This is a genomic window from Pseudomonas sediminis (assembly GCF_002741105.1).
Lineage (GTDB): Bacteria > Pseudomonadota > Gammaproteobacteria > Pseudomonadales > Pseudomonadaceae > Aquipseudomonas > Aquipseudomonas sediminis.
Map to the genome: position 1 here is coordinate 367,813 of NZ_NIQU01000003.1, position 23,965 is coordinate 391,777.

23 protein-coding genes are annotated in these 23,965 nt (G+C 60.7%); 9 read left to right on the forward strand and 14 right to left on the reverse strand.

Features of this window, described 5'->3' with window-relative positions:
• Nucleotides 1-30 precede the first annotated feature (30 nt).
• Nucleotides 31-918: a methylisocitrate lyase gene (prpB, locus tag CDO35_RS09740; protein WP_099524288.1), complete on the reverse strand. Its 888-nt coding sequence runs from the start codon at nt 916-918 to the stop codon at nt 31-33.
• On the reverse strand, nt 915-1,637 hold the full coding sequence (locus tag CDO35_RS09745) for a GntR family transcriptional regulator (protein WP_099524290.1): 723 nt from the start codon (nt 1,635-1,637) through the stop codon (nt 915-917). The genes prpB and CDO35_RS09745 overlap by 4 nt, the downstream gene beginning before the upstream one ends.
• Nucleotides 1,638-1,941: 304 nt before the next feature.
• Here CDO35_RS09745 and rloA point away from each other — a divergent pair, with 304 nt between their 5' ends.
• Genes rloA through CDO35_RS09760 form a run of 3 tightly spaced genes read left to right on the forward strand, consistent with a single transcriptional unit; the run spans nt 1,942 to nt 4,998 of the window.
• Nucleotides 1,942-2,475 (forward strand): retropepsin-like aspartic peptidase RloA, encoded by a 534-nt coding sequence (rloA, locus tag CDO35_RS09750; protein ID WP_099524292.1) that lies wholly within the window; start codon nt 1,942-1,944, stop codon nt 2,473-2,475.
• Nucleotides 2,476-2,480: 5 nt separating this feature from the next.
• The gene (rloB, locus tag CDO35_RS09755) at nt 2,481-4,007 is read left to right on the forward strand and encodes an osmotic stress tolerance membrane protein RloB (protein WP_099524295.1); all 1,527 of its coding nucleotides are present in this window, start codon (nt 2,481-2,483) and stop codon (nt 4,005-4,007) included.
• A 4-nt stretch (nt 4,008-4,011) separates the two neighbouring features.
• Nucleotides 4,012-4,998, forward strand: coding sequence for an alpha-L-glutamate ligase-like protein (locus CDO35_RS09760; RefSeq protein WP_099524298.1), 987 nt, complete (start codon nt 4,012-4,014; stop codon nt 4,996-4,998).
• Nucleotides 4,999-5,106: 108 nt separating this feature from the next.
• On the opposite strand, the gene CDO35_RS09765 is transcribed toward CDO35_RS09760, so the two are convergent.
• A complete protein-coding gene (locus CDO35_RS09765; RefSeq protein ID WP_099524300.1) occupies nt 5,107-7,830 on the reverse strand; it encodes a helix-turn-helix transcriptional regulator in 2,724 nt (907 codons plus the stop codon).
• Nucleotides 7,827-10,541 (reverse strand): winged helix-turn-helix domain-containing protein, encoded by a 2,715-nt coding sequence (locus CDO35_RS09770; RefSeq protein WP_099524303.1) that lies wholly within the window; start codon nt 10,539-10,541, stop codon nt 7,827-7,829. Before CDO35_RS09770 ends, CDO35_RS09765 begins: the two co-directional genes overlap by 4 nt.
• A 164-nt stretch (nt 10,542-10,705) precedes the next feature.
• On the opposite strand from CDO35_RS09770, the gene pabB reads away from it, so the two are divergent.
• On the forward strand, nt 10,706-12,064 hold the full coding sequence (pabB, locus tag CDO35_RS09775; RefSeq protein ID WP_099524305.1) for an aminodeoxychorismate synthase component I: 1,359 nt from the start codon (nt 10,706-10,708) through the stop codon (nt 12,062-12,064).
• A 51-nt stretch (nt 12,065-12,115) separates the two neighbouring features.
• On the opposite strand, the gene thrH is transcribed toward pabB, so the two are convergent.
• Nucleotides 12,116-12,733, reverse strand: coding sequence for a bifunctional phosphoserine phosphatase/homoserine phosphotransferase ThrH (thrH, locus tag CDO35_RS09780; protein WP_099524309.1), 618 nt, complete (start codon nt 12,731-12,733; stop codon nt 12,116-12,118).
• A gap of 175 nt (nt 12,734-12,908) precedes the next feature.
• Here thrH and CDO35_RS09785 point away from each other — a divergent pair, with 175 nt between their 5' ends.
• A complete protein-coding gene (locus CDO35_RS09785) occupies nt 12,909-13,529 on the forward strand; it encodes a phosphoadenosine phosphosulfate reductase domain-containing protein (protein ID WP_099524311.1) in 621 nt (206 codons plus the stop codon).
• 63 nt (nt 13,530-13,592) lie between these two features.
• Here the strand turns inward: CDO35_RS09785 and cysB are convergent, their stop codons facing one another.
• From cysB to CDO35_RS09805, 4 genes are all read right to left on the reverse strand, one after another.
• The gene (cysB, locus tag CDO35_RS09790) at nt 13,593-14,567 is read right to left on the reverse strand and encodes an HTH-type transcriptional regulator CysB (RefSeq protein ID WP_037003999.1); all 975 of its coding nucleotides are present in this window, start codon (nt 14,565-14,567) and stop codon (nt 13,593-13,595) included.
• A gap of 249 nt (nt 14,568-14,816) precedes the next feature.
• Complete coding sequence (locus CDO35_RS09795; RefSeq protein ID WP_099524313.1) at nt 14,817-15,317, reverse strand: universal stress protein; 501 nt, start codon at nt 15,315-15,317, stop codon at nt 14,817-14,819.
• A gap of 123 nt (nt 15,318-15,440) precedes the next feature.
• Nucleotides 15,441-16,346 carry a 5'-nucleotidase gene (locus CDO35_RS09800; protein ID WP_099524315.1) on the reverse strand — a complete coding sequence of 302 codons (906 nt, stop codon included), beginning with the start codon at nt 16,344-16,346 and terminating at the stop codon, nt 15,441-15,443.
• Nucleotides 16,347-16,348: 2 nt separating this feature from the next.
• Nucleotides 16,349-17,305 (reverse strand): putative 2-dehydropantoate 2-reductase, encoded by a 957-nt coding sequence (locus CDO35_RS09805; protein ID WP_099524318.1) that lies wholly within the window; start codon nt 17,303-17,305, stop codon nt 16,349-16,351.
• On the opposite strand from CDO35_RS09805, the gene CDO35_RS23245 reads away from it, so the two are divergent.
• The 3 genes from CDO35_RS23245 to CDO35_RS09820 all read left to right on the forward strand — a co-directional run bounded on the left by CDO35_RS23245 (nt 17,296) and on the right by CDO35_RS09820 (nt 19,375).
• Nucleotides 17,296-17,505, forward strand: a complete 210-nt coding sequence (locus CDO35_RS23245) for a hypothetical protein (RefSeq protein ID WP_143507320.1) — start codon at nt 17,296-17,298, stop codon at nt 17,503-17,505. The two genes, CDO35_RS09805 and CDO35_RS23245, sit on opposite strands and share 10 nt — an antisense overlap.
• A gap of 184 nt (nt 17,506-17,689) precedes the next feature.
• Nucleotides 17,690-18,103, forward strand: coding sequence for a PilZ domain-containing protein (locus tag CDO35_RS09815; RefSeq protein WP_099524323.1), 414 nt, complete (start codon nt 17,690-17,692; stop codon nt 18,101-18,103).
• 195 nt (nt 18,104-18,298) lie between these two features.
• On the forward strand, nt 18,299-19,375 hold the full coding sequence (locus tag CDO35_RS09820; RefSeq protein WP_039964564.1) for a 3-deoxy-7-phosphoheptulonate synthase: 1,077 nt from the start codon (nt 18,299-18,301) through the stop codon (nt 19,373-19,375).
• 119 nt (nt 19,376-19,494) lie between these two features.
• Here CDO35_RS09820 and CDO35_RS09825 read toward each other — a convergent pair whose 3' ends face one another.
• Together CDO35_RS09825 and CDO35_RS09830 are read right to left on the reverse strand one after the other, a co-directional pair.
• The gene (locus CDO35_RS09825) at nt 19,495-19,767 is read right to left on the reverse strand and encodes a GNAT family N-acetyltransferase (RefSeq protein WP_099524325.1); all 273 of its coding nucleotides are present in this window, start codon (nt 19,765-19,767) and stop codon (nt 19,495-19,497) included.
• A gap of 146 nt (nt 19,768-19,913) precedes the next feature.
• Entirely contained in the window at nt 19,914-21,287 is a 1,374-nt protein-coding gene (locus tag CDO35_RS09830; protein WP_099524326.1) for a GntP family permease, read from the reverse strand.
• Between the two features lie 270 nt (nt 21,288-21,557).
• Between CDO35_RS09830 and oprI the strand changes: the two genes are divergently transcribed.
• Nucleotides 21,558-21,809, forward strand: coding sequence for an outer membrane lipoprotei OprI (gene oprI / locus CDO35_RS09835; protein WP_003239826.1), 252 nt, complete (start codon nt 21,558-21,560; stop codon nt 21,807-21,809).
• 150 nt (nt 21,810-21,959) lie between these two features.
• On the opposite strand, the gene CDO35_RS09840 is transcribed toward oprI, so the two are convergent.
• From CDO35_RS09840 to CDO35_RS09850, 3 genes are all read right to left on the reverse strand, one after another.
• Nucleotides 21,960-22,916, reverse strand: coding sequence for a L,D-transpeptidase family protein (locus CDO35_RS09840; protein WP_099524329.1), 957 nt, complete (start codon nt 22,914-22,916; stop codon nt 21,960-21,962).
• A 71-nt stretch (nt 22,917-22,987) separates the two neighbouring features.
• The gene (locus CDO35_RS09845) at nt 22,988-23,269 is read right to left on the reverse strand and encodes a hypothetical protein (RefSeq protein WP_099524330.1); all 282 of its coding nucleotides are present in this window, start codon (nt 23,267-23,269) and stop codon (nt 22,988-22,990) included.
• A 90-nt stretch (nt 23,270-23,359) separates the two neighbouring features.
• Nucleotides 23,360-23,965 (reverse strand): arylesterase, encoded by a 606-nt coding sequence (locus CDO35_RS09850; protein WP_099524333.1) that lies wholly within the window; start codon nt 23,963-23,965, stop codon nt 23,360-23,362.

The window sequence follows — 23,965 nt, forward strand, 5'->3', positions numbered from 1 at the left end:
CTCCTACACAAAGCAAATCCGTGCGCCGCGTTACTTCTTGCCGGCGGCGAACAGCGCGTCGAGCTTCTGCTCGAAGGCGTGGTAGCCGATGCGGTCGTAGAGTTCGGCGCGGGTCTGCATCAGCTCGATCACGTCCTTCTGGTGGCCGTTCTGGCGAATCGAGGTGTAGACACTTTCCGCCGCCTTGTTCGCCGCGCGGAAGGCCGACAGCGGATACAGCTGGATGGCGACGCCGACCGAGGCCAGTTCGTCGCGGGTGAACAGCGGCGTGGCGCCGAATTCGGTGATATTGGCCAGCACCGGCACATTCAGCTCTTTGACGAAACGTGCATAGGTCGGCAGGTCGTAAGCCGCCTCGGCGAAGATTGCATCGGCGCCGGCCTCGACATAGCGCAGGCACCGTTCGATGGCGGCGTCGACACCTTCAGCCTGGATGGCGTCAGTACGGGCGATGAGGAAGAAGTCAGGATCGGCCTTGGCATCAGCGGCAGCTTTCACGCGGTCGCACATTTCCTCGCAGGAAACGATCTCCTTGCCCGGACGGTGGCCACAGCGCTTGGCGCCGACCTGATCCTCGATATGCGCGGCGGCGGCGCCGGCCTTGATCAGGTTCTTGATGGTGCGCTCGATATTGAAAGCCGACGGGCCGAAACCGGTGTCGATGTCCACCAGCAGCGGCAGATCGCAGACATCGGTGATACGGCGTACGTCGATGAGCACGTCATCCAGGGTGTTGATGCCCAGATCCGGCAAACCGAGCGAGCCGGCCGCGACACCACCCCCAGACAGGTAGATGGCACGAAAGCCGGCGCGTTTGGCCAGCAGTGCGTGGTTGGCGTTGATCGCGCCGATCACCTGCAGCGGTTGCTCTTCGGCGAGGGCCTGGCGGAAGCGCTGGCCGGCAGAAAGCTGGGTCATGAATCACCTCGGGTCTTGGATGAAGTGGCGAGCGTCTCTCTATAGTGGCGCTCGATATTGCGTTTGGAGGCGCCGATATGGCGGCGCATCAGCAGCTCGGCCAGTTCGCCGTCACGGCCTTCGATGGCGTCGAGAATGCGGTGGTGTTCAGCGAAGGCCTGGTGTGGCCGGTTGGGTGTGGCGGAGAACTGCAGGCGGTACATGCGCACCAGCTGATAGAGCTCGTCGCACAGCAGTTTGGCCAGGGTGCGGTTGCCGCTGCCCTGGATGATCCGGTAGTGGAAGTCGAAGTCGCCTTCCTGCTGGTAATAGCCGACACCGGCCTTGAACGCAGCGTCCTGCTCGTGCAGCTCCAGCACCCGGCGCAGTTCATCGATCTCATGCTGGGTCATGCGCTCAGCGGCCAGGCGGCAGGCCATGCCTTCCAAGGACTCGCGAATTTCGTAGAGCTCGACCAGTTCGTCATGACTGAGCGATACCACCCGCGCGCCCACATGCGGGACGCGCACCAGCAGCTTCTGCCCTTCCAGACGGTGGATGGCCTCGCGCAACGGACCACGACTGATGCCATAGGTGCGCGCCAGCTCAGGCTCGGAAATCTTGCTACCCGGGGCGATCTCGCCCTTGACGATGGCAGCTTGGATCAAGCGGAAAACATGTTCGGAAAGTGTTTCCGAATCCACCTGGGGCGCTGTAGACACTTCGGACTCGAGCAGCATGATTGTCGACACCACAGAGATACAATGACCATGAAATTACGCCAAAAAGCCATAAAGGTCAAAGCAGACCAAGGTATTGTCGACAATGTCTCCAGCCAAACCAGGCGAGCGAGCCGCGACCTTACTTGCAGAAAGCTACATAAGCGTCTGTCGGCACGGAAAATCTCCATGTTAGAATCCGCACATTCATGCCCGGCTATCGCCTTTTGCCATGGCTGCTAGACTTCATGGCAGGCCGTTGTATGGCAGGATGCCGCCAGACGCTGCCCTTCACCTGCCCCTGGCAATACCCTCTCAAGGACACATGAGACTGAAACCCTTCTCCTTACTGATCTGCCTGCTGACCTTGTGCCCGGCTCTGGCCATGGGCAAGTCAATCTATGGTCTGAACGAATATATCCACGTAGAAGAACTGGACCTGCAGGTAGCCGCCAAACTCGATACCGGCGCAAAAACCGCGTCCTTGAGCGCCCGTGACATCAAGCGCTTCAAACGCGACGGAGAAACCTGGGTGCGTTTCGTGCTGGCCATCGATGATGCCCATGAGCGCACCATCGAGCGTCCACTATCACGTATCAGCAAGATCAAACGCCGTGCTGGCGACTTCGATCCCGATGAAGGCAAGACCTACACGGCACGCCCGGTAATCGACCTTGAATTGTGCATGGGCAAGACCCTGCGCACGATCGAAGTGAACTTGACCGACCGAAGCGCATTCCAATACCCGCTTCTGATCGGCTCCGAAGCGCTCAAGCATTTCGAAGCCATGGTCGATCCAAGCCTTAAATATGCAGCTGGCAAACCCAACTGCACCGATGACGCAACCCCTGGCGAGTAATTCCCATGCGCTCTCTGAACCTACATCTGAAAGTCCTGATCACCCTGCTGGTGGCCTTGGGCGTTCTGATTACGGCATACCAAATCTTCATTCTCGGCATTCCGGTGACCGAGGACGAGACCGACGATCTGTGGAACATCGATGCCAGGGTCGAATTCCAGGCGACGCCGCGTGAGCCGGTGAAACTGCAGATGTTCGTGCCGCCGCTGAACCAGGATTACGTAAGCCTCAACGAGAGCTTCATCTCCAACAACTACGGTGTCAGCGTCAACCGTGTCGACGGCAACCGCCGCGTCACCTGGTCGGCCCGTCGCGCCAGCGGCAAACAAACCCTCTATTACCGTCTGGTACTGACCAAGCGTTACAGCGGTGAGCAGACACCTGCAAAAGGCCCGATCTTCCGCGACAGCATCCCGGTCGAAGGCCCTGAGAAGATCGCGGCCGAAGCCCTGCTCGCTCCGATTCGCCAGCACTCGGCGGACGTCGAGACCTTCATCAGCGAGACCATCAAACGCGTCAACAACGCCAACGACGATAACGTCAAGCTGCTGCTCGGCGGCGATGCCTCCACCGTCAACAAAGCCAAGGTCGTCGAGCTGCTGCTGTCCATCGCTCACGTGCCGATGGAACGCGTGCACACCATTCGCCTGCAAGCCGAAGTCGCGCAATCGCCAGAACTGTGGCTGCGCAGCTTCAACGGCCAGAAGTGGCTGTATTTCAACCCCGAATCCGGTGAGCAAGGCCTGCCGGCCGACCGCCTGGTCTGGTGGATCGGCGATGACGATCTGGTCAGCCTCGAAGGCGGCCGTCAAGCCGCCGTCAGCTTCAGCCTGAACAACAGTGAGATGAACGCTATCCGCCTGGCCAAGCTGACTGACGAGAACACCGACGCCAGCTTCCTCGAATACTCGCTATACGGCCTGCCGCTGCAGACCCAGCAGACGTTCATGATCATGGTGATGATCCCGATCGGCGTGCTGGTCATTCTGATTCTGCGCAACCTCGGCGGTCTGCAGACCCTGGGTACCTTCACTCCGGTACTGATCGCCCTCGCCTTCCGCGAAACCCAACTGGGCTTCGGTATCTTCCTGTTCACGGTGATTACTGCGCTCGGCCTGTCATTACGCTCCTACCTGGAACATCTGAAGCTGCAGATGCTGCCGCGCCTGTCGGTAGTACTGACCTTCGTCGTGGTACTGATCGCCGCCATCAGCCTGTTCAGCCACAAGCTGGGCCTGGAACGCGGTCTGTCGGTTGCGCTGTTCCCGATGGTGATTCTGACCATGACCATCGAGCGCCTGTCGATCACCTGGGAAGAACGTGGCGGCAGCCATGCCTTCAAGGTCGCCATTGGCACGCTGTTCGCCGCCACTATCGCGCACCTGCTGATGAGCGTGCCCGAGCTGGTGTACTTCGTGTTCACCTTCCCGGCGATCCTGCTGATCCTGGTAGGCTTCATGCTGGCGATGGGTCGCTACCGCGGTTATCGCCTGACCGAACTGTTCCGTTTCAAAGCCTTCCTCAAGGACTAAGACCATGTTCGGCCTGATCAAGACGTGGAAGGCCCTTGAAGCCAAAGGCATCATGGGCATCAACCGACGCAACGCGGACTACGTGCTGAAGTACAACAAACGGCACCTGTACCCGATCGTCGACGACAAGATCATCACCAAGGAGCGGGCCATCGAGGCCGGCATCGATGTGCCGGAAATGTACGGCGTCATCGAGACCGAGAAGGATATCGACAAGCTCGATCAGATCATTGCCGGGCGCAATGACTTCGTGATCAAGCCGGCGCAAGGCGCAGGCGGTGATGGCATCACGGTTATCGCCGACCGCTTCGAGGATCGTTTCAAGACGGTATCCGGCAAGATCGTCAGCCACGAGGAGCTGGAGCAGCAGATCTCCAGCATCCTCTCCGGGTTGTATTCGCTCGGTGGTCACCGTGACCGTGCGCTGATCGAATACCGGGTCACCCCGGACACCATCTTCAAAAGCATCAGCTACGAAGGCGTGCCGGACATCCGCATCATCGTGCTGATGGGCTACCCGGTGATGGCCATGCTGCGCCTGCCGACACGTCAGTCCAATGGCAAGGCCAACCTGCACCAGGGCGCCATTGGTGTCGGTGTCGATCTGGCCACTGGCATCACCCTGCGTGGTACCTGGCTGAACAACAAGATCAGCAAGCACCCGGACACCACCAACGCAGTGGACGGCGTGCAACTGCCTAACTGGGACGGCTTCATGAAGCTCGCCGCCGGCTGCTATGAGTTGTGCGGCCTGGGCTACATCGGTGTGGACATGGTGCTGGATCAGGACAAGGGCCCGCTGATTCTCGAGCTCAACGCCCGCCCCGGGTTGAACATCCAGATCGCCAACGACTGCGGCCTGACCCACCGCGCCCATGCCGTGGAAGCGCGCCTGGAAGAGCTGAAAGCCAAAGGCATTCAGGAAGACGCCGAAGAGCGCGTACGCTTCTCCCAGGAGCTGTTCGGCCACATCGTCAGCAAGGAAGTCTGACCAGCTAGCGCCGCGAAGTGCAGCCGGGTCGCCCAGACCCGGCTGCACTTCGCGACTCGCTCAATAGCCTGTCGCCAACGCGCCCCCGCCTATATTTGCCCGCCTTCCTCACGCCTCGCTCAGCAGCCCCAAGCTCTTGCCCTTGAGCACGGCTTGCGTGCGGCTGCGTACGCCCAAACGGGAAAACAGGTTATGCAGATGCCATTTGATGGTGGCTTCAGACAAGTGCACCGCCTCAGCAATATCGCGATTCGACAGCCCCGCTGCCACGAGCCGCAATATCTCCCGCTCGCGATGACTCACCCCCTGATTTTCCTCGAGACTGTCAGGATCGATAGCCAACCTGCGGCACTGCTCGCGTAGCATTTCGGCAATGCCCTGCCAGGCCGCGGCTTGCTCGGGCTCGGCGCGGCTCCAGGCATTCCAGAGCGGCAGCAGCCACAAGGCGTCGTCCTGAAACAAGCGGCGATAACCGCATTGCCAGGCCTCTTCGAGAGTCGTCTGCAACAGCACGAAGGCTTTTTCGCCATTACCTTTGCGCCAGTAAGCCACTGACAGCAGCAGGCTCAGGTGCAGGCGCCGATCCCGCTGGTGGTCCGCCCCCTGCTTGGCCAGACATTCCTCCAGGCTGGTTTGGGCTCTCTCTACCCAGTGTTCGCTCAGTGCCAAGCGCGCCTGGCTCAGCGCCAACGCCGTATGCGCATCGCCATAGCGCTCGACGGGCAGTACAGCCAGATGACGCTCCAGCTGCAGATAAACACGCTGCGCCTCATTGGGTCGGCGCAGCCACAGCAGGAACTGCACCTTGCACCCCATGGCGATGGCGAATACCCGCTCGTAGCCGGGCCCCTGCAAACCGCTCAACCACTCATCAAGTTCCTCCAGCCCCTGCTCCCCTGCACCGGCGAAAAAACGCGCGCGCGCCATGACCAGCTTGCCGCGGCTGATCAGCTCCACCGGCGTGGCGACATCACGCCAGGTAGTGGCCAGCGGCAGCTCGGCGAGAATCGCAGCGTGGCGATCCTGTTCGTAAAGCAGGTCGGCATAAGCCAGCCCCAGCGGGCCGCCAACTCGACTGCGCAGCCCAAACACGTGCACGACCCTTGCCCGCGCAGCTTCGGCCAGGGAGCGACCGCGCTCGAGTTCGCCGTGTTCCTTGCAGATCAACGCCTCGATCAAGCTGGCCATCACATGCAGGTATTCGCTGTCGCAATCACGCAGACTCTCACGCGCCACGGCGATGGCCTTGGCGGCCTCGCCGAACTCGCCGAGCAATGCGAACGCTGCAGCCTGCACGCAGGCCAGGCTGGCGCGAAATACCGGCTGGTTCTGCGGTACCAGCGCCAGCCAATGGCCGGCGACCTTGAGGCAGGCGTCGAGTTTGTCCTGATAGAGCAACACCAATGCCTTGAGCACCTGAGCAGCAGCCAGCAGCTCGACCGGGCCGAAATGCATGCCCTTGCCACGCCCCTGCGTCAGGCGCGCGCTGACTTCCTCGATCAACGCCTCGGACTCGGCGAACTTCTGCTCGAAAGCCAATTGCCAGGCATAGAAGATCTGGAACACCGGCTGCTCGGTGATCACCAGCGACGGGACGTCCTTGAGAATGGCGAGGATGCCGTATACCCGGTTGCCGGCGATCAAGCGCGCGCCCTGGCGCTCCAGCAGCTCGGCGGCGAAGGCGTAGTCACGCGCGCGCAACGCGTACTTGATCGATTTGTCAGCCAGGTCATGGCTTTCGCACCAGCGCGCCGCCGCATGCAGCAGGTGAGCCGGGTCGCCACGCTTGGCCAGACGCCCCTGCAGGAACTCGGCGAACAGGTGGTGATAGCGGAACCACTGGCCCTGCGCGTCCAGCTCGATCACGAACAGTTGCTCGCCCTGCAGGCGGCGCAGCATGTCGCCACCGTCATGGCGCCCGGTGAGTGCGTTGCACAACTCGGCGTTGAACTCATCGAGTACCGAAGTCTGGTCAAGAAACAGCTGCACGGTTTCCGGCAGGCTGGCTACCACGTCTTCGGCCAGATAATCGGCGATGTTGCGTTCGGTCCCTGACAGCCCGGCGAGAAAGGCCGCGCGGTTTTGCTGACGCGGCAAGGCCAGCGCCGCCAGGTGCAAGGCCGTGATCCAGCCTTCCGTACGCGCATGCAACTGGTTGATCTCGCTGTCTTCCAGGGCCAGACGCTTGATGCTGCGCAAGTAACCAGCGGTCTCAGCGCGTGTCAGGCGCAGGTCCTCGGCCTTGAGCCAGGATGCCCAGGCGCCGAGCGAAGGCGGCTCGTCGAGAAAGCGCGGCTGATAACGGGTGCTGACTACCAGCCGGACGTGGCTGGGCAGGCGCTCGAGCAGATAGAGCGAGCTCTGACCAAGCGTGGGATGGCGGATGCGGTGGAAGTCATCGAGCATCAGATAGAGGCTCTCCGACAGCCCGTTCAGATCGTCGAGAAATGCATCGATCGCCGTCTCCAGCGGCCAGCTGATCTCACCCTGCAGCAATGCAGTGACAGTGCTGCCGAAGCCCGGACAAACAGCGGCGACAGCCGCCACCAGATACTGCAGCAACCTCGCCGGCTCGCTATCGCTGTCGTCGCACGACAGCCAGGCAACTCGCGCTCCCTGTGCCTGCAGGCGACTGCGCAGCTGGCTGAGAACGGTGCTCTTGCCAAAGCCGGCGGGTGCACTGAGGACGATCAGGCGCTGCTCACGCGCCTCCATCAATCGCTCGATCAAAACCGAGCGTTCCAGCAGCGTAGCGCCCTCGGCATAGGAGGGATACAGCTTGGTACGCAATAACGGGATAGCGGATTGGCGGGACGGATTCTGGCTGTTCATGATTCGAGTAGGCTCAGCTCACGTGCACGTCGTATGGCTTGGGTGCGATTACGCACCTTGAGCTTTTCGTAAATGTTGTGCAGGTGCCATTTGACGGTACCCAAGGCGAGCGCCAACTGCTGGCCGATCTCTTCGTTGGACATGCCCTTGGCGGCCAGACAGACCACCTCGCGCTCGCGCTCGGTCAACCCCTCCTCCAGCACGTCCAGGGCGTGCTGCGACTCCTGGCCGGGCCAGGCACTCAACAGACTGCGGATGAAAGCCTGCAATGCCGGCTGGCGCTCAGTAGACTCCAGCTGTTGCAGCAACTGGCGCACAGCCTCGCCCTCCTCGATGAACAGACTGCGCGCCTCTTCCCGCTCCGCGCCAATCAGGCACTGCACCAGCAAGCTCTGCGCCCGCTCCCGGTAGCCCAGGCGCTGGTAGCTCAGCGCAGCGAGCAGATCCAGACGCAGTTGCTGCAGCCCATGCCGGTCATCCTGTAACTGGCTGCGTAACTGGCTGATCTCATGCAGCGCCTCGCTGTAATAGCCGCGCGCCTGCTGCAGGCGCACCCGGCTCAGACCGAGCACCCACGGCACAGGATTGAAATTGCGCTGCGCGTAATACCCTTCCAGCTTGCTCCAATCCACCGATTTCAAACGCTGCTCTGCGCGCTTGCTGCGTTCGGCCGCCGGCTCCTGCAGGATCAATGCAATCTCCTCACCCACGGCCTGCACATAAAAACGCCAGGAATGGTTGCGCGCCACCAGGTTCTGCATCAGCACCAGGGTCGCGATCGCTTCTTTCGGAGCCCCCTGCTGGCGCTGAACCCGTGCCAGGCAAAGCATCGCCTGGGCGTACAGGTCGATCGGATTGATCACATCGACCGTGGCCAACGCCCACCGCAGCCGATCCTGCAGGCCATCCAGGCGACCCTGCTGATAGGCGATCAGCGACTCACTGATGGTTGGCAGAACTACGGCACGCGACTTTTCGCCGAACCAGGGCATCATCCGCGCACGCAACTGCTCGAACAGCAACTGCGCCTGCTTTACTCGCCCCTGTTCCAGACACAGGAGCACTTCCACATTGGCCAACTGCATGTCCAGATATCGGCCTTCGAGAAAGTGGTTGCGCTGTTGCGCCAGCGCCAGCAACTTGCGCGCCTGCTCGGCCTGGCCAAGCATCACGCTGGCCAGGGCACCCACGGTGAGGATCGCCACCTCGAGAAACGCAGTGTGCTGCCCCAACTGCACCTCGATGCGCCGCGCCAGATCGACGCAGGTATCCAGGTCATCCTTCTGCAAGGCAATCACCGCCTTGATCGTCAGGGTCGCCAGCACCTTGTCACTCAATGGCCCGTTCGTGCGCGACTCGGCCCAGCGCTCCAGCAGCTCATCGAGCATGCGGTTGGCCTCCTTCAGACCCAGCTCGGCCGCGCGGGTCCAGACATCAGCCAGCACCAGCACCGGAAAGCGCGCAGCGATTTCGTCCGGCACATGCTGTCGCCACTTGTAGATGAGGTTGAGCTGACCACGATTGATCAGCTCCAGACCACAGCCGTCAAGCAGCGCGGCGAGCATCTCGGCGTCTTCGGCCAAGCAGGCGTGCTCGATGGCCAGGTTCTGCATATGGTGGTTGGTGAACCACAGGCTGGCATTGAAATGCAGCTGTTTGAAACGCTCCGGATCGCGGTCCTTGAGCCGGCTGCGGAGAAACTCGGCGAACAGATTATGGAAGCGATACCACTGGCGCTCGCGATCCATGGGCAGGAGAAACAGTTGCATGGCCTCCAGCTCTTCCAGCAGTTGCTGGCCATCCTGACGCGCGGTCAGGGCATTGACCAGCTCGCCGCTGAGCTGCTGTGCCACCCCGAGCGCCAACAACTGCTCCTGCCGCTCGACAGGCAACTGCTCGAACACCGAGCGCAGCAAGTAGTCGCCTAGTACATTCTTGTCTGCGCCCAACGCGGCAAGGCGCTCAGTCGGTTGCGGGTGGTTATGCAGCCACAGGCTGACCAGATGCACTCCCACCACCCAGCCCTCGGTATGACGGTAAAGCGCATCGAGCACCTGAGGATCGAGACGCAGGCCGCTGCGCTTCAGATAAGCACGCATCTCTTCGGCATTGAGCCTCAGCTCGTCACTACCCAGCTCCAGCAACAACCCCTTGGCGCGTAACGTGGCGAGACCCAGAGCGGGTTGCGAACGGCTGCCGATGGCCAGGGTGAAATTCGGCGGCGCCAACTTGACCAGACGATTGAGTGCGCGGAGAAGCTCGCCATCCTGAATCAGGTGCAGGTCGTCGAGCACCAGCAGCAGCGGTTCCGAGCGCTGCGACAGGTCCACCAGCAGGCTTTCCATTACCGCCTCGACGGGCACGCGCATGGTGTTGCGCAGGTAGCCCAGGGCGTAATCACCCAGCCCGGGCAGTGCATGTCCCAAGGCGCCGATCAGTTGCTGGAAGAAACGTACTGGCTCGTCATCAGCAGAGCTCAACGATAGCCAAGCAACAGCGCTGCCGGCCTGACGACGCTGCTCGAGCAGCATCGCCAACGCCGTAGTCTTGCCAAAGCCAGCAGGCGCGCAAAACAGTACCAGGCGGGCGTGGGAATGGGCCGAAAGCGCGGCATCCACCTGCGGTCTTGCCAGATAGTCCGCGGATGCCTGAGGCGGTGACAGCTTTGAACGCAGCAGGCTTCCAGCGGCTGGAGCAATCACTACATCCATGGCCTGGACCCTTTCATTCATTATTATTTTGGTACGACAGTTCAACATCCTGGCACGACTCCATACTAATCAGCCGAGCCTGCCGGAGCAAACCTGACCGAAGCTCTAGGATGAATATTAGCGGCGGACTACAATCGCTCTTTCATCCCTTTCGACTGCCACGCATGCCCAGTTGCTCTCTGCACCCTCTTCCCTACCGCACCGATCCCTGCGACTACTTCCAGCGCATTCGCCAGGCCCCCGGTGCCGTACTGCTGGATGCCGGGCGACCGACTGCCAAGCGTGGACGCTATGACCTTATGAGCGCCTGGCCATTGGCAGAACTGGCGCCCATGTCCGACGAATCGGCCAACGACTTCCTGCAACGCCTGCGAAGCGCGCTACAGAGCCTAGGGGCCGCCGAAGCACCCATGCAGCATGAGCTGCCATTCGTCGGTGGTTTGATCGGTTACCTGTCTTATGACTTCGGCCGCCGCCTGGAAGTGCTACCCGAGCACAGCGTCGATGATCTCGACCTTGAAGATGCGCGCTTCGGCCTCTACGCCTGGGCGCTGATCAGCGATCATCAGCTGGAGACCAGCGCCCTGCTGTTTCACCCGGCACTGCCAGAGGCAGAGCGCCAGCGCCTGCAGACGCTGTTCGAAGCAGCGCATAGCGAAGCGCCTGCGCCCTTCCACCTGACCCAACCGTTCCAGGCCGATATCGACCAGCACCGTTATCGCCAGGCGATCGAACGTATCCAGGGCTACATTCTCGCTGGCGATTGCTATCAGGTGAACTTCGCCCAGCGCTTTCAGGCGCCCTGCGAAGGCGATCCCTGGGGCGCTTATATGGCACTGCGCCAGGCCTGCCCAACACCTTTCTCGGGATTCCAGAGTCTGGGCAATGGCAATGCCATTCTGAGCCTGTCGCCCGAGCGCTTTCTCAAGGTCAGCGACGGTCAGGTGGAAACCCGCCCGATCAAAGGCACCCGGCGCCGCGGCCATGACGCTGATGACGATCAGGCGCAGGCACATGAGCTGCTGGAAAGCCGCAAGGATCGCGCCGAGAACCTGATGATCGTCGACCTGCTGCGCAACGATCTCGGCCGCAGTTGCCGCATCGGCTCGGTGAAAGTGCCGGAGCTGTTCGCCCTGGAGAGCTATCCCAACGTGCATCACCTGGTCAGTTGCGTCACCGCCGAGCTTGCGCCTGGCAAGGATGCGCTGGACCTGATTGCCTGCAGTTTCCCCGGCGGCTCCATCACCGGGGCGCCGAAGATCCGCGCCATGCAGATCATCGATGAGCTCGAACCGACCCGGCGCGGGCTCTACTGCGGCTCGCTCCTGTATCTCGACGTGCGCGGCGAGATGGACAGTTCCATTGCCATTCGCAGCCTGCTGGTCAAGGACGGCAAGATCAGCTGCTGGGGCGGTGGCGGCATCGTCGCCGACTCCAATTGGCAGGCCGAGTATCAGGAGTCCATCACCAAGGTGAAGGTGCTGCTGGAAACGCTGGAAGGCCTGCCGGCCACAACCGAATAACTACCCCAAATGAAAACGCCGCGATTTCGCGGCGTTTTTCATGCATCGGCGTTACAGACTCAGCTTGCGATTCGACGCCTTGAGGAACTCTTGCTTGAGCGCTTCGAAGGTGTGCACGGCAGGGAATTGCGGGAACTCGCGAATCACGTTTTCCGGCGCATGGAACAGGATGCCGGCATGGGCTTCGCTGAGCATGGTGGTGTCGTTGTACGAGTCACCGGCCGCGATCACTCGATAGTAGAGGCTCTTGAAGGCGAGAACGGACTGGCGTTTGGGATCCTTCTGGCGCAGTTGGTAGCTGACCACACGATCGGTCTCGTCGGTGATCAGGCGGTGGCACAACAGCGTCGGGAAACCCAGCTGACGCATCAGCGGCTGGGAGAACTCATAGAAGGTGTCCGAGAGAATCACCACCTGGAAACGCTCACGCAGCCAGTCGACGAACTCCACAGCACCATCGAGCGGCTTCAGGGTAGCGATGACGTCCTGGATGTCTTTGAGCTTCAGGCCGTGCTCGTCGAGAATGCGCAGGCGCTGCTGCATCAGCACGTCGTAATCGGGGATGTCGCGGGTGGTCGCCTTGAGCGACTCGATGCCGGTTTTTTCCGCAAAGGCGATCCAGATTTCCGGAACCAGAACACCTTCCAGGTCGAGACACGCGATTTCCACAGGCCACTCCTCGGTTGAGCCAAAAAGGAGCCGGCACTCTAGCCGCTGGGCTTGGTTGGCGCAATGCGACCTGCTTATAACTGGAATGAAGCACATCAAGCGTCTTAGTTATTTAGCCGCATAACCTGCCTTTGCTACCATCGCGCCCTCACGCACACGATCTGGAGTCCTCACCATGGAACTCGACCTGGACGCGCTCAACGCCGAATTCGGCAACCAGCCAGAAAAGCTGGTTCAATGGGCCATCGGACTGGGCAAACCCGCCATCTGCACCACCAACTTCCGTCCCTTCGAAGCGGTGATCCTGCATATGGTCAGCCAGGTCAAACCGGATATCCCGGTGGTCTGGATGGACAGTGGCTACAACACCGAGGCCACCTACCGCTTCGCCGATGAAGTGGCCCGCAAGCTCAACCTCAACCTCATCACCTACCTGCCCAAGCGTTCGCGTGCGCATCGCGAAGCCATCGACGGCCCGGTACCTGCACTGGATGATCCGCGTCACGCGGCGTTCACCGAGGAGGTGAAACTCGAGCCGTTCGCCCGCGCCCTACGCGAGACTGCTCCGAGCGTCTGGTTCACCGCCCTGCGTGCGACCGACACCGCAGTGCGCGCGCAGATGGAGCCGATCAGCATCAACCCGGACGGTCTGATCAAGGTCGCTCCGCTGCTGCACTGGTCGTCCAAGGATCTGTATCAGTACCTGGTCGCCCATGACCTGCCGAACGAATTCGATTACTTCGACCCGACCAAGGGTGAGGACAATCGCGAGTGCGGCCTGCACCTGAGCCACTGATCACGCTCGTGCGGAAACGAAAATGGCGCCCATTGGGCGCCATTTTTCGTTTCAGAGCAGGCTTCAGTGCATCGGCAGTTCGACGCCGCTGAACAACTCTTCCAGCTCGGACTTATTGTGGCACTGCACGGCTTTGGCCAGCATGTCGCGGGTCAGGTGCGGGGCGAAACGCTCGATGAAATCGCACATGAAGCCACGCAGGAAGGTGCCGCGACGGAAACCGATCTTGGTCACGCTGGGCTCGAACAGGTCATCGGCATCGAGCACCACCAGATCCGGATCGAGCTTGGCGTCGACAGCCATCTTGGCCACGATGCCCACCCCCAGGTTCAGGCGCACATAGGTTTTGATCACGTCAGCATCTGCTGCGGTGAACACCACCTTCGGCGTCAGGCCACGATGACTGAACGCCTCGTCCAGTTTAGAACGGCCGGTGAAGCCGAATACGTAGGTGACGATGGGGTGCTCGGCCAGCGCCTCGAGGGTCAGCTTTGGCAGCTTGGTCAGCGGGTGCCCCTGCGGCACCACCACGCAGCGGTTCCAGCGGTAGCAAGGCATCATGATCAGGTCGTTGAACATCTCCAGGCCTTCGGTGGCGATGGCGAAATCCACGCTGCCGTCGGCCGCCATCTCGGCGATCTGCGTTGGCGTACCCTGGTGCATATGCAGAGCGACATCCGGGTATTGCTTGATGAACGCGCTGATCACCGGCGGCAGGGCATAACGCGCCTGGGTGTGGGTGGTGGCGATGGACAGGGTGCCCTTCTTCTCGTTGGAGAACTCCTGGGCAATCTGCTTGATGCTCTCGACCTTGCGCAGAATCTCGCCGGCCGTCGTGATGATGCGCTCCCCGGCTGGGGTCACGCGGGTCAGGTGCTTGCCGCTGCGGGCGAAAACTTCCACGCCCAGCTCATCCTCGAGCAAGCGAATCTGCTTGCTGATCCCTGGTTGCGAGGTGTACAGGCTCTGAGCGGTAGCCGATACGTTGAGGTCGTGGTGCGCAACTTCCCAGATGTAGCGCAATTGCTGGAGCTTCATATGTTTCCCTCAGAGCAGTAACAAGTCGTTGAAAACTACCTGCGTTGCCATTGCTGCGTTAAAAACAGGCTCGGAATGCTCATTTACAACTCGTAAACTCCGCGTCCTCGCCTGTTTTCGCCTTGCACTGGCTGCCTCGCCTACGTTTTTCAACGGCCTGGTAAGGCAGGCCAACAGCCGCCAATGCCGTATATAACCATATTATTGGTTTAATAGAACAGCCTAGAACGTTTTATTATTTACCCCTTTTTACAAATCTCCATGCCCACGGTGTTGCAGCATGGGCACCAGATACACCGGTGCTTGCGACAATTGCACGATCCGTGCGGCGGTGCGACCCAGCGGCACGGCCAAGTCCGCACCATGGCTATGACTGCCTACGACCAGCAGATCCACCCCAAGTTTCTGCGCCTCCTCAAGAATCATCGCGGGCGGGTCCCCTTGCAGCACCCGCACGGCACGAATCAGTTCGAGATCCTGCTGAGCATCACCCAACTCGTCGCGAAATCCCTCCAGCACACGCTGCTCGATGCTGGCCATGACCGTGCTCAACCCATTGCGACGAAGCTCCCCGAGGGTTTCTTCATCCAGGTAGGTCTGGAGTACGGACTCAGCGAACAACCCCATGGGTTCAACCGCATGCACCACATACAGATCAGCCTTGAAGCTACGGCTCATGGCAAGGGCGTGCTGCAGCACATAGGAAGCATAAAGCCCCAGATCGGTGGCATAGAGTATCGAACGGATCACACGGCCTCCTCGACTGCTGGCGCAGGCCCTTTATTGAGCTTAGCAGCGCATCAGACAAAGCAAGATTGGCAGCGTTATTTAGGACGAATGGCTATATGCAGGCGCTTGAGCGCCTGCATCGGCTCAGGGCAGCAACTCGTTGCTCACCCCATGCGGGACATGACCAGTGGCGACCACTTGGCGAGCCTTTTCGCAGTGTCCTGTCTGGTCATCGAAGAACACGTCGGCGGCGAAGGCTTCGAGCACCGCCGACTTGTCCAGCCCACCGAGGAAGAAGGATTCGTCCAGGCGGATATTCCATTCACGCAAGGTGCGAATCACCCGCTCATGCGCCGGCGCCGAACGTGCGGTCACCAACGCGGTACGGATCGGGCAGTCTGCCTCGGGAAACTCCTGCTGCAGGCTGTGCAGAGCCGCCAGGAAGGGTTTGAAAGGCCCGCCCGGCAGCGCCTGCCTTGCGGCTTCGCGCTCATGATCCTGGAAGGCGTTGAGACCGCCACTCTGGTAGACGCGCTCGGAATCGTCGGAGAACAGCACGGCGTCGCCATCGAAGGCGATGCGCAGTTCGTTGCTGTTCGCCCGCCGCGCGCCACCGGAAAGCAGCGTGGCTGCGCCGAAACCGGCCTTCAGCGCGTTGCGCACATCGTCGGCATGAGTAGACAGAAACAGATGACAGCCAAAGGCTGCCAGATAAGGATCGGGGCTACGGCCACCCACGAAGGCGGCGCGGGATATGCCGAGCCCGTAGTGCTGGATGGAGTTGAACGCGCGCAACCCGGTATCGGCACTGTTGCGCGACACCAAGATGACTTCCACACGCTGCTCGCTGAGACGCGTGTTGAGCCCCAGCAGCTTCTCCACCAGGGGAAAGGCGTCGCCCGGCATCAGCACTTCGTCTTCATGCTCGATCTGATAGCGGCGATAGGCCTCCACGCCTTCGCTTTCGTAGATCTGGTGGCTTTCGCTCAGATCGAAAAGCGCCCGCGAAGAGATCGCCAGCACCAGTTTGTCCCCCAGCCCCTTACCCATATTTAGGCCTCCTGGCGAGCCTGAATGAACCGCAGTGCCTGATACAGAGCGCGCACCTTGGGCATATCGAAACCCACTGCGTCCGCTGCTGATAGCGGCGCCTCGTAGATGGCATGCAGTTCCGCCACGCGGCCCTGGGCGAAATCGTGGTACATGCTCGGCAGGTAATCAGGCATGCGCTGAGTGGCAGCCAGCAGTTTGTCTGCGTAGCTGTCCGGCATGCTGTAGCCCAGCGCCTGAGCGGCCTGCACCACCTCCTGCATCATGCCAGCGATCAACGCGCGACTGTCGGGATTGCCCATCAGGCGCTGCGTGTCGGCATCGAGCAACACCGACAGGCCGTTATAAGGGATATTCCACACCAGCTTCTGCCAGCGCGTTTGCGCCAGATCACGCATCGCCGCCGAATCCAGGCCGGTGCTGCGCAGCAGGCTGGCGCCCTCCTCGGCCAGCGCCAGGCGCGCCTCGTCGTCGGCCAGAGGGCCCGAGTGATAGGCCAGGTTGATCGCCCCCAGCGCCTGATGTTCGATCACGCCCGGGGCACTACGATGAACGCAGATGTAGCAGAGCCCGCCTAGCAGGTGCAGGTCATCGGGCAACAGTGGACGCAGCTCATCTTCCACTGCCAGGCCATTTTGCAGCAGTACCACCTTGGCGCCTGGCGCTGCTGCCTTGGCAATCAGCGGCGCCAGCTCGGCATTGGCGGTGGTCTTGGTGCCCACCAGTAACCAGTCGCAAGGCGGCATCTCGTCGACATGCTGGTAGGCCTGTACCGGGGCCAGGTTCAGTGCACCATGCACCGTACTGTTCAACTGCAGGCCTCGCTCGACCACCGCGCCATACTCGCTGCGCAGCAGAAAGTGCACGTCATGGCCAGCGCGAGCCAGCATCGTTCCGTAGAAACCGCCAATGGCACCGGTGCCGATAATGCCAATACGCGGCGTGGGGGATTGAGACATCAGGGAAGCTCCTCAGCCGGGCGAAGCAAGGCCTCGCCCAAGGCGGTAACCAGATCGGAAAGGGTAAGACGTGTGTGCAGCGCGCCAAAGAAATGACCGTCCTTTACCAGAAACAGCGCCGGCAAGTGAAATACCTCGTAGCGCGTCACCAATCCGGCGTTATGCCCTGCATCGACCCAGCACAGTCGCTCTATTGGTAGCGGCATGCCAGGCAAGACCTGACGCGCCCAGCGGCAGCTGGCACAGCCCGTGCTTGTGAACACCAGCAGCGACGCACCAGGAAGGTCGAGCAGGCGGCGATCAGCATCCAGATCGGTCAATTCCAATTGCGTCGCTATACTGAACTCACTGATATCAGTTTGCCTGCATTGAAGGTCGGTGTTCATGCGTAAGTTTCTGCGTCATCCAAGCGACATGCCGGTAGAACTGGTACTGCGCAAACAAGCCTGCATTCCCCGGCAACGGCTGAACAATATCAGCCTCGGCGGCGTCGCGTGCAACTCGTCGCGGGGCTTTCGTCGCGGTACCTCGGTGGAGCTACGTATTCCCCTACTAGGCGACCAGGCCCGCTATCCCGGCGTCGTGGCCTGGTGTCGGCGGCAGGAGGGGGATTATCTGGTGGGCATCGCCTTCATCGATGAAGACACCTTGTTTCGTGCGCGTATGGTCGAGCAGGTCTGCCAGATCCAGCATTACCGACAACAACTCGAACATGAGTCGGGCCAGCCCATGGCCATCGAGCAATGCGCTCAGGACTGGATCGCCAAGCATGCTGCGGAGTTTCCCTATCTCGCCTGAATAAACCCTCTAAAGGAGCAAAACGCCACCTCATACTGCCAATCTATGAGGCCCATTGGACTTCACGCCCATTGTCGCGCAGCCCCGTACGCGCTAAGGTTCGGCTCCCCCTGCACCAACTAGCTGTGCACCGCCATAGGGGATCGCTGGCGGCCGGCACCCGTGACCTGACGACCTGACCCGATGAATAGCACGATGGCTGATTTACCGATCGACGACCTCAACGTCGCTTCCAACGAAACCCTGATCACCCCCGATCAGCTCAAACGCGAAATCCCCCTGACCGATGCCGCACTGAAGACCGTCGCCCATGGTCGCCAGGTGGTACGTGACATCCTCGACGGCAAGGATCATCGCCTGTTCGTGGTCGTCGGCCCTTGCTCCATCCACGACATCAAGGCCGCTCACGAATATGCCGAGCGCCTCAAGGTGCTGGCTGCCGAGCTATCCGATAGCCTGTTCCTGGTCATGCGCGTGTACTTCGAGAAGCCGCGCACCACGGTCGGCTGGAAAGGCCTGATCAACGACCCCTATCTGGATGACTCGTTCAAGATCCAGGACGGCCTACACATCGGCCGCAAGCTGCTGCGCGACCTGGCAGAAATGGGCCTGCCCACCGCCACCGAGGCGCTCGACCCGATCTCCCCGCAGTACCTGCAGGACCTGATCAGTTGGTCGGCCATCGGTGCGCGTACCACCGAATCCCAGACCCACCGTGAAATGGCCTCGGGCCTGTCCTCGGCCGTTGGCTTCAAGAACGGCACCGATGGCGGCCTGACCGTGGCCATCAACGCCCTGCAATCGGTTTCCAGCCCGCACCGCTTCCTCGGCATCAACCAGGAAGGTGGCGTATCCATCGTCACCACCAAGGGCAATGCCTATGGCCACGTGGTATTGCGCGGCGGCAACGGCAAGCCCAACTACGATTCGGTCAGCGTTGCCATTTGTGAGCAGGAACTGACAAAAGCCGGCATTCGCCCAAACATCATGGTCGATTGCAGCCACGCCAACTCCAACAAGGACCCGGCCCTGCAGCCATTGGTTCTGGAGAACGTGGCCAACCAGATTCTCGAAGGCAACAACTCCATCGTTGGCCTGATGGTCGAGAGTCACCTGGGCTGGGGCAACCAGTCGATTCCGAAGAATCTGTGCGACCTCAAGTACGGCGTATCCATCACCGATGCCTGTATCGACTGGGATACCACCGAGAAAAGCCTGCGCAGCATGCACGCCAAGCTCAAGGATGTACTGCCCAAGCGCCCTCGCGGCTAAAAATCGCAGCAGCAACGAAAACGCCGGGCAATGCCCGGCGTTTTTGTATCCGCATTCACGTAGGGTGGGCTTCAGCCCACCATGACGCTCAGCGCGGGCTGTAAGTCTCCAAATCGATCCTACTGGTGACGCGCACGTCGCTCCATGTAGCGCTCGACGTAGGAGCACGACGGAATCACCGTGTAACCCTTGCCTTCGGCGTACTGTAGGGCATGCTCGGTCAGTGCGGCGGCGATGCCACGGCCACGCAGGCCGTTGGGTACGAAGGTGCGATAGATGTCCAGCGTCTGCTTGCCCAGATCCATATAGGCCAGATAGGCACGATCACCATCGACGGTCGTCACGAACTGGTGACTCGTCTGGTCATGGTGGATGGACAAACCCTCGCTCATCTTCACTCCTCTAGCCGCCAACCATTAGCGGCGCATCTATTTTTACTTCATACCGGTGCTGCGGCAAAAGCGCAAATTCTGATGCCACTTCCGACCTATGCAATTGGCCAAGCTTATCAGTCGGCGAACCGCCCAGCCACGAGCAATCAGAAGCTCAACACTGCGATACAGAGCAAAGCCGCAATCACGGGGATCAGTACCGTGATGACGAAGATATCCTTGTATGCCTGCTTGTGAGTCAGGCCCATGATCATCAGCATCGCAATCACTGCACCACAATGTGGCAGCGAATCGAGACCACCTGCGGTGATATTGGCGATCCGGTGCAACACCTCAGGGTCCACCCCCATATCCAGGTAACGCGGCGCCAGGGTCTGCATGAAGATCTGCAGGCCACCAGACGAAGAACCGACGATCCCCGATACCACGCTGACCGATGCGAACACCGACAACAGCGGCGGCAGATCCACCCCCAGTATCCACTGGGCGAACTGAGCGAACCCTGCGGTTTGGGTAACCACACCGCCAAAGCCGATAACTGCAGCGGTATTGAGCAGCGGCATGATCGCATCGTCCGCCCCCTGCCCCAGCAGACCGAGGGTATTACGACGCAACGCCGAAAACATCAGCACAGCGACACCGGTAGCGATCACCAAGGCCAGACTGGGCCAGAGAATCGGCTGCGACTGACTGAAGACCAACAATCCACCTAGAGCCCCCTCACCCGGTACAGCCGCACCGGACAGAGCGAGCAGGCGCGGCAGCAGGATGATTCCCAGCACCACGATGATCGGCACCAGCGCCATCCCCCAATGCGGCCCGCTACCCGGCGCACCGGCCAACTGCTGCATACGTTCGTCCTGCGCGTTAGGCTCGAACCCTTCACCGCGCTCGCGCGCCAGACGCCATTCGCGTTGCAGATAGGCCATACCCAACACGATCATTACCAGCGAGGCGAGCAGACCAATCCAGGCACCTGCGAACAGATCGGTACCCAACGCACTGGCGGCGATCACGTTGTGAATCGACGGTGAGCCAGGCAAGGCCGTCATGGTGAAGGTTCCCGCACCCAGCGCCGTGGCTGCGCAGAACAATCGCTTGGGCAGATTGGCCTCGCGCATCAAGGTAATACCCAGCGGATACATGGTGAAGATCACCACGAATACCACCACCCCGCCATAGGTGAGAACGGCACACACCAGCATCGCCACCCAGAGCGTGCGCTGCGTACCCAGGCCGCGGGTGATGGCCTGAGCAATACTGCTGGCCGCCTGGCTGGCAGCCATGACCTTGCCGAAGATCGCCCCACAGAGAAACAGCACGAAGAACTTGCCGGCAAAGGTGAATGCACCCAAGGGGCCGAATGGAAAGTGCTCGAGCAGCGCACCTGGTACGGCGACGCCATTGGTCAGTGCCACCAGAATCGAACAGAGCAATGCGGCGATGAATATGTTCACCCCGCGCAACGCCATGAAGATAAGTAGCGCCAAGCCCAGCAAGAGCCCCAAATTCCCAAGCATCTGCATCCCCTCTTTATTGTTTTAGTTTCAACGCCGGGACAGTTATAACAGTTCGTACAATCGCTACACTGTATGGATTACGTAACTGGCTGTTTTTTAGCCAGCCCGCGCAGGCTCTACCCTTCAGCGCCCTGCTCGAAGAAAAAAAACCTGCAACTCTTGCCCTGGCTCCGTTTACTTACTAAAAGTAATAGGTAGTATGTACGCCGGCTAATTTCCCGCAGTTGGGGAATTGCTCTTTATGGAAAACTCCACCTCAAGGGGAACACGATGAACAACGTTCTGAAATTCTCTGCTCTGGCTCTGGCCGCAGTTCTGGCTACCGGTTGCAGCAGCATGTCCAAAGAAACCGAAGCTCGCCTGACTGCTACCGAAGACGCAGCAGCTCGCGCTCAAGCCCGTGCTGACGAAGCCTACCGCAAGGCTGATGAAGCTCTGGCCGCCGCTCAGAAAGCTCAGCAAACTGCTGACGAAGCCAATGAGCGCGCTCTGCGCATGCTGGAAAAAGCCAGCCGCAAGTAATTGCGACTCGTTTCTTCGAAAGCCGCCCCAGGCAACTGGTGCGGCTTTTTTATTACCCACTAATGACCTGCCACCCTCAGAACAGCTCGATTACCAGACAATAAAAAACCCGCGTACACGAATGCAGGCGGGCTTTTGCAACTGGGGTGATCAGAACGGGCTGTCGCTGCTCGCCACCACGCTCTCGGTCTGTGCCGCGATAGGCACCGGCATGCCGTCCTCGGCAGCAACCACTTCACGAACCATCTCCCAGTCAAGACGCAGGCCGCTGAGTTCGTCACGCTTGAGCAGCGCATTGATCACCGCCGTGTGCTTGTCGACGACGGATGGATCACCCTCATCATCCAGCGGCGCATGCGCTTCCAGATAGACCTTGCCACCGCTGACGCCGAACTTGTACGGCTCGTTCAGAATGCGCACGGGAGTGCCGACAGGCACCATGCCCGCCAACTCCAGCACGTTGTGATTGAGCATGCGGAAGCAGCCATGGCTGACGCGCATGCCGATACCGAACTTCTTGTTCGAACCATGGATCAGGTAACCCGGGAACGACAGTGTCATCTTGTATGGGCCCAGTGGATTGTCCGGGCCTGGCGGCACAACAGTGGGCAGAATATCGCCGTCAGCAGCGTGCTCATCACGGATCGACTGGGGCGGATACCAGGCCGGGTTCGGCGTCTTCACCGTTACCCGGCCAACACCCAGTGGTGATCCCCAGCCTTCACGACCGATGCCCAGTGGGAAGGTATGCACGACGTTCTGCCCTTTCGGGAAGTAGTAGAGACGGTACTCGGCCAGGTTGATCACGATACCTTCACGTGGGCCCGGCGGCAGCACGTAACGCGTCGGCAGGATGATCTCGCTGCCCTCGCCCGGCAGCCAGGGGTCGACGCCTGGGTTGGCTGCGACCATTTCCAGATAGCCGAGGTCGTTTGCCGTTCCCAGATCGGCAAAGGTGTCCTCGTACTTGGCCTTGATCACATGTACCTGGCCCACCACATCCTCGCCTGGCGGCGGCAGTGGAAGTTCGAGAGCCTGCACTGCGGCACTGGAGCACAGTGCGACCAGAGTCAGGCAGCGGTTGACCGCAGAAAAGCGCGACAACATCCGGGATGTCCCTTGAAGAGTTGAATGATATTACGGCGATTGTACACCGCGATTTGCAAGCCGGGCAGGCGTCAGCCATCTGCCCAATTCGAGCACAGTCCCTGACGCTGGGCCTCGAATGTCGCCAGGCAGGCTGGGCACAAGCGACGATCACGCAGCCAGGCCTTTTCCAAGGTCCGCCAACGCGGTTGTGCCGGCAACAAACCACCACACAATGTGCGATCAGCATGCCCACCCAGGCGCAACTGACGAGCCACCAGGTGCACACGCACCTCACGACAGGCGAACAGATCCAGCTGCTCATCCGGCTCGATCAGTTGGTAGGCATAAAGGGACCAGGCGGGACGCGGCATCTGGGGCTCCGTGACAGGTCGGCCACATTAGCCGAAAGGCCTGAGGTGGAAAAGCCTCTGCCTACTCAGTTTTCCGACATCCACAGGCGCTCAAAGCATGGGTTTCAACGTCGGCCAGACGTTGTCCAGCAACACTGCCTGCGCAGACTCGGTCGGGTGAATGCCGTCGGCCTGCATCATTCCCGGCACGCCACCAACGCCCTCGAGGAAAAACGGCACCAGCGGCACCTTCTTCTGCTCCGCCAAATCAGCAAACACCTGGGCGAAAGCCTTGGTGTAGCGCGCCCCATAGTTTGGCGGCAGACGCATCCCCAAAATGAGCACCTTGGCCCCTGCCTGCTGTGATTTCTCAACCATCGACGCAAGATTCTGTTGCAATTGCGCAGGAGGCTGCCCGCGCAGGCCATCGTTGCCACCCAACTCGATGATGACCAGTTCCGGCTTATGCTCCGCGATCAGCGCAGAGAGCCGCGCGGCGCCGCCTGCACTGGTATCGCCGCTGATCGACGCGTTGACCACGGTATGCTCGAAACCCTCCTCCTCAAGGCGCTTTTCCAGCAAAGCAACCCACCCCACGCGGCTATCCAGGCCAAAAGCGGCGCTGATACTATCGCCGACCACAAGCAGGGTGCCTGCAACCGCTCCCTGAGCCCAGAACATCAGGGCCAAGGCACCACTCAGCCACCATGCACGCAT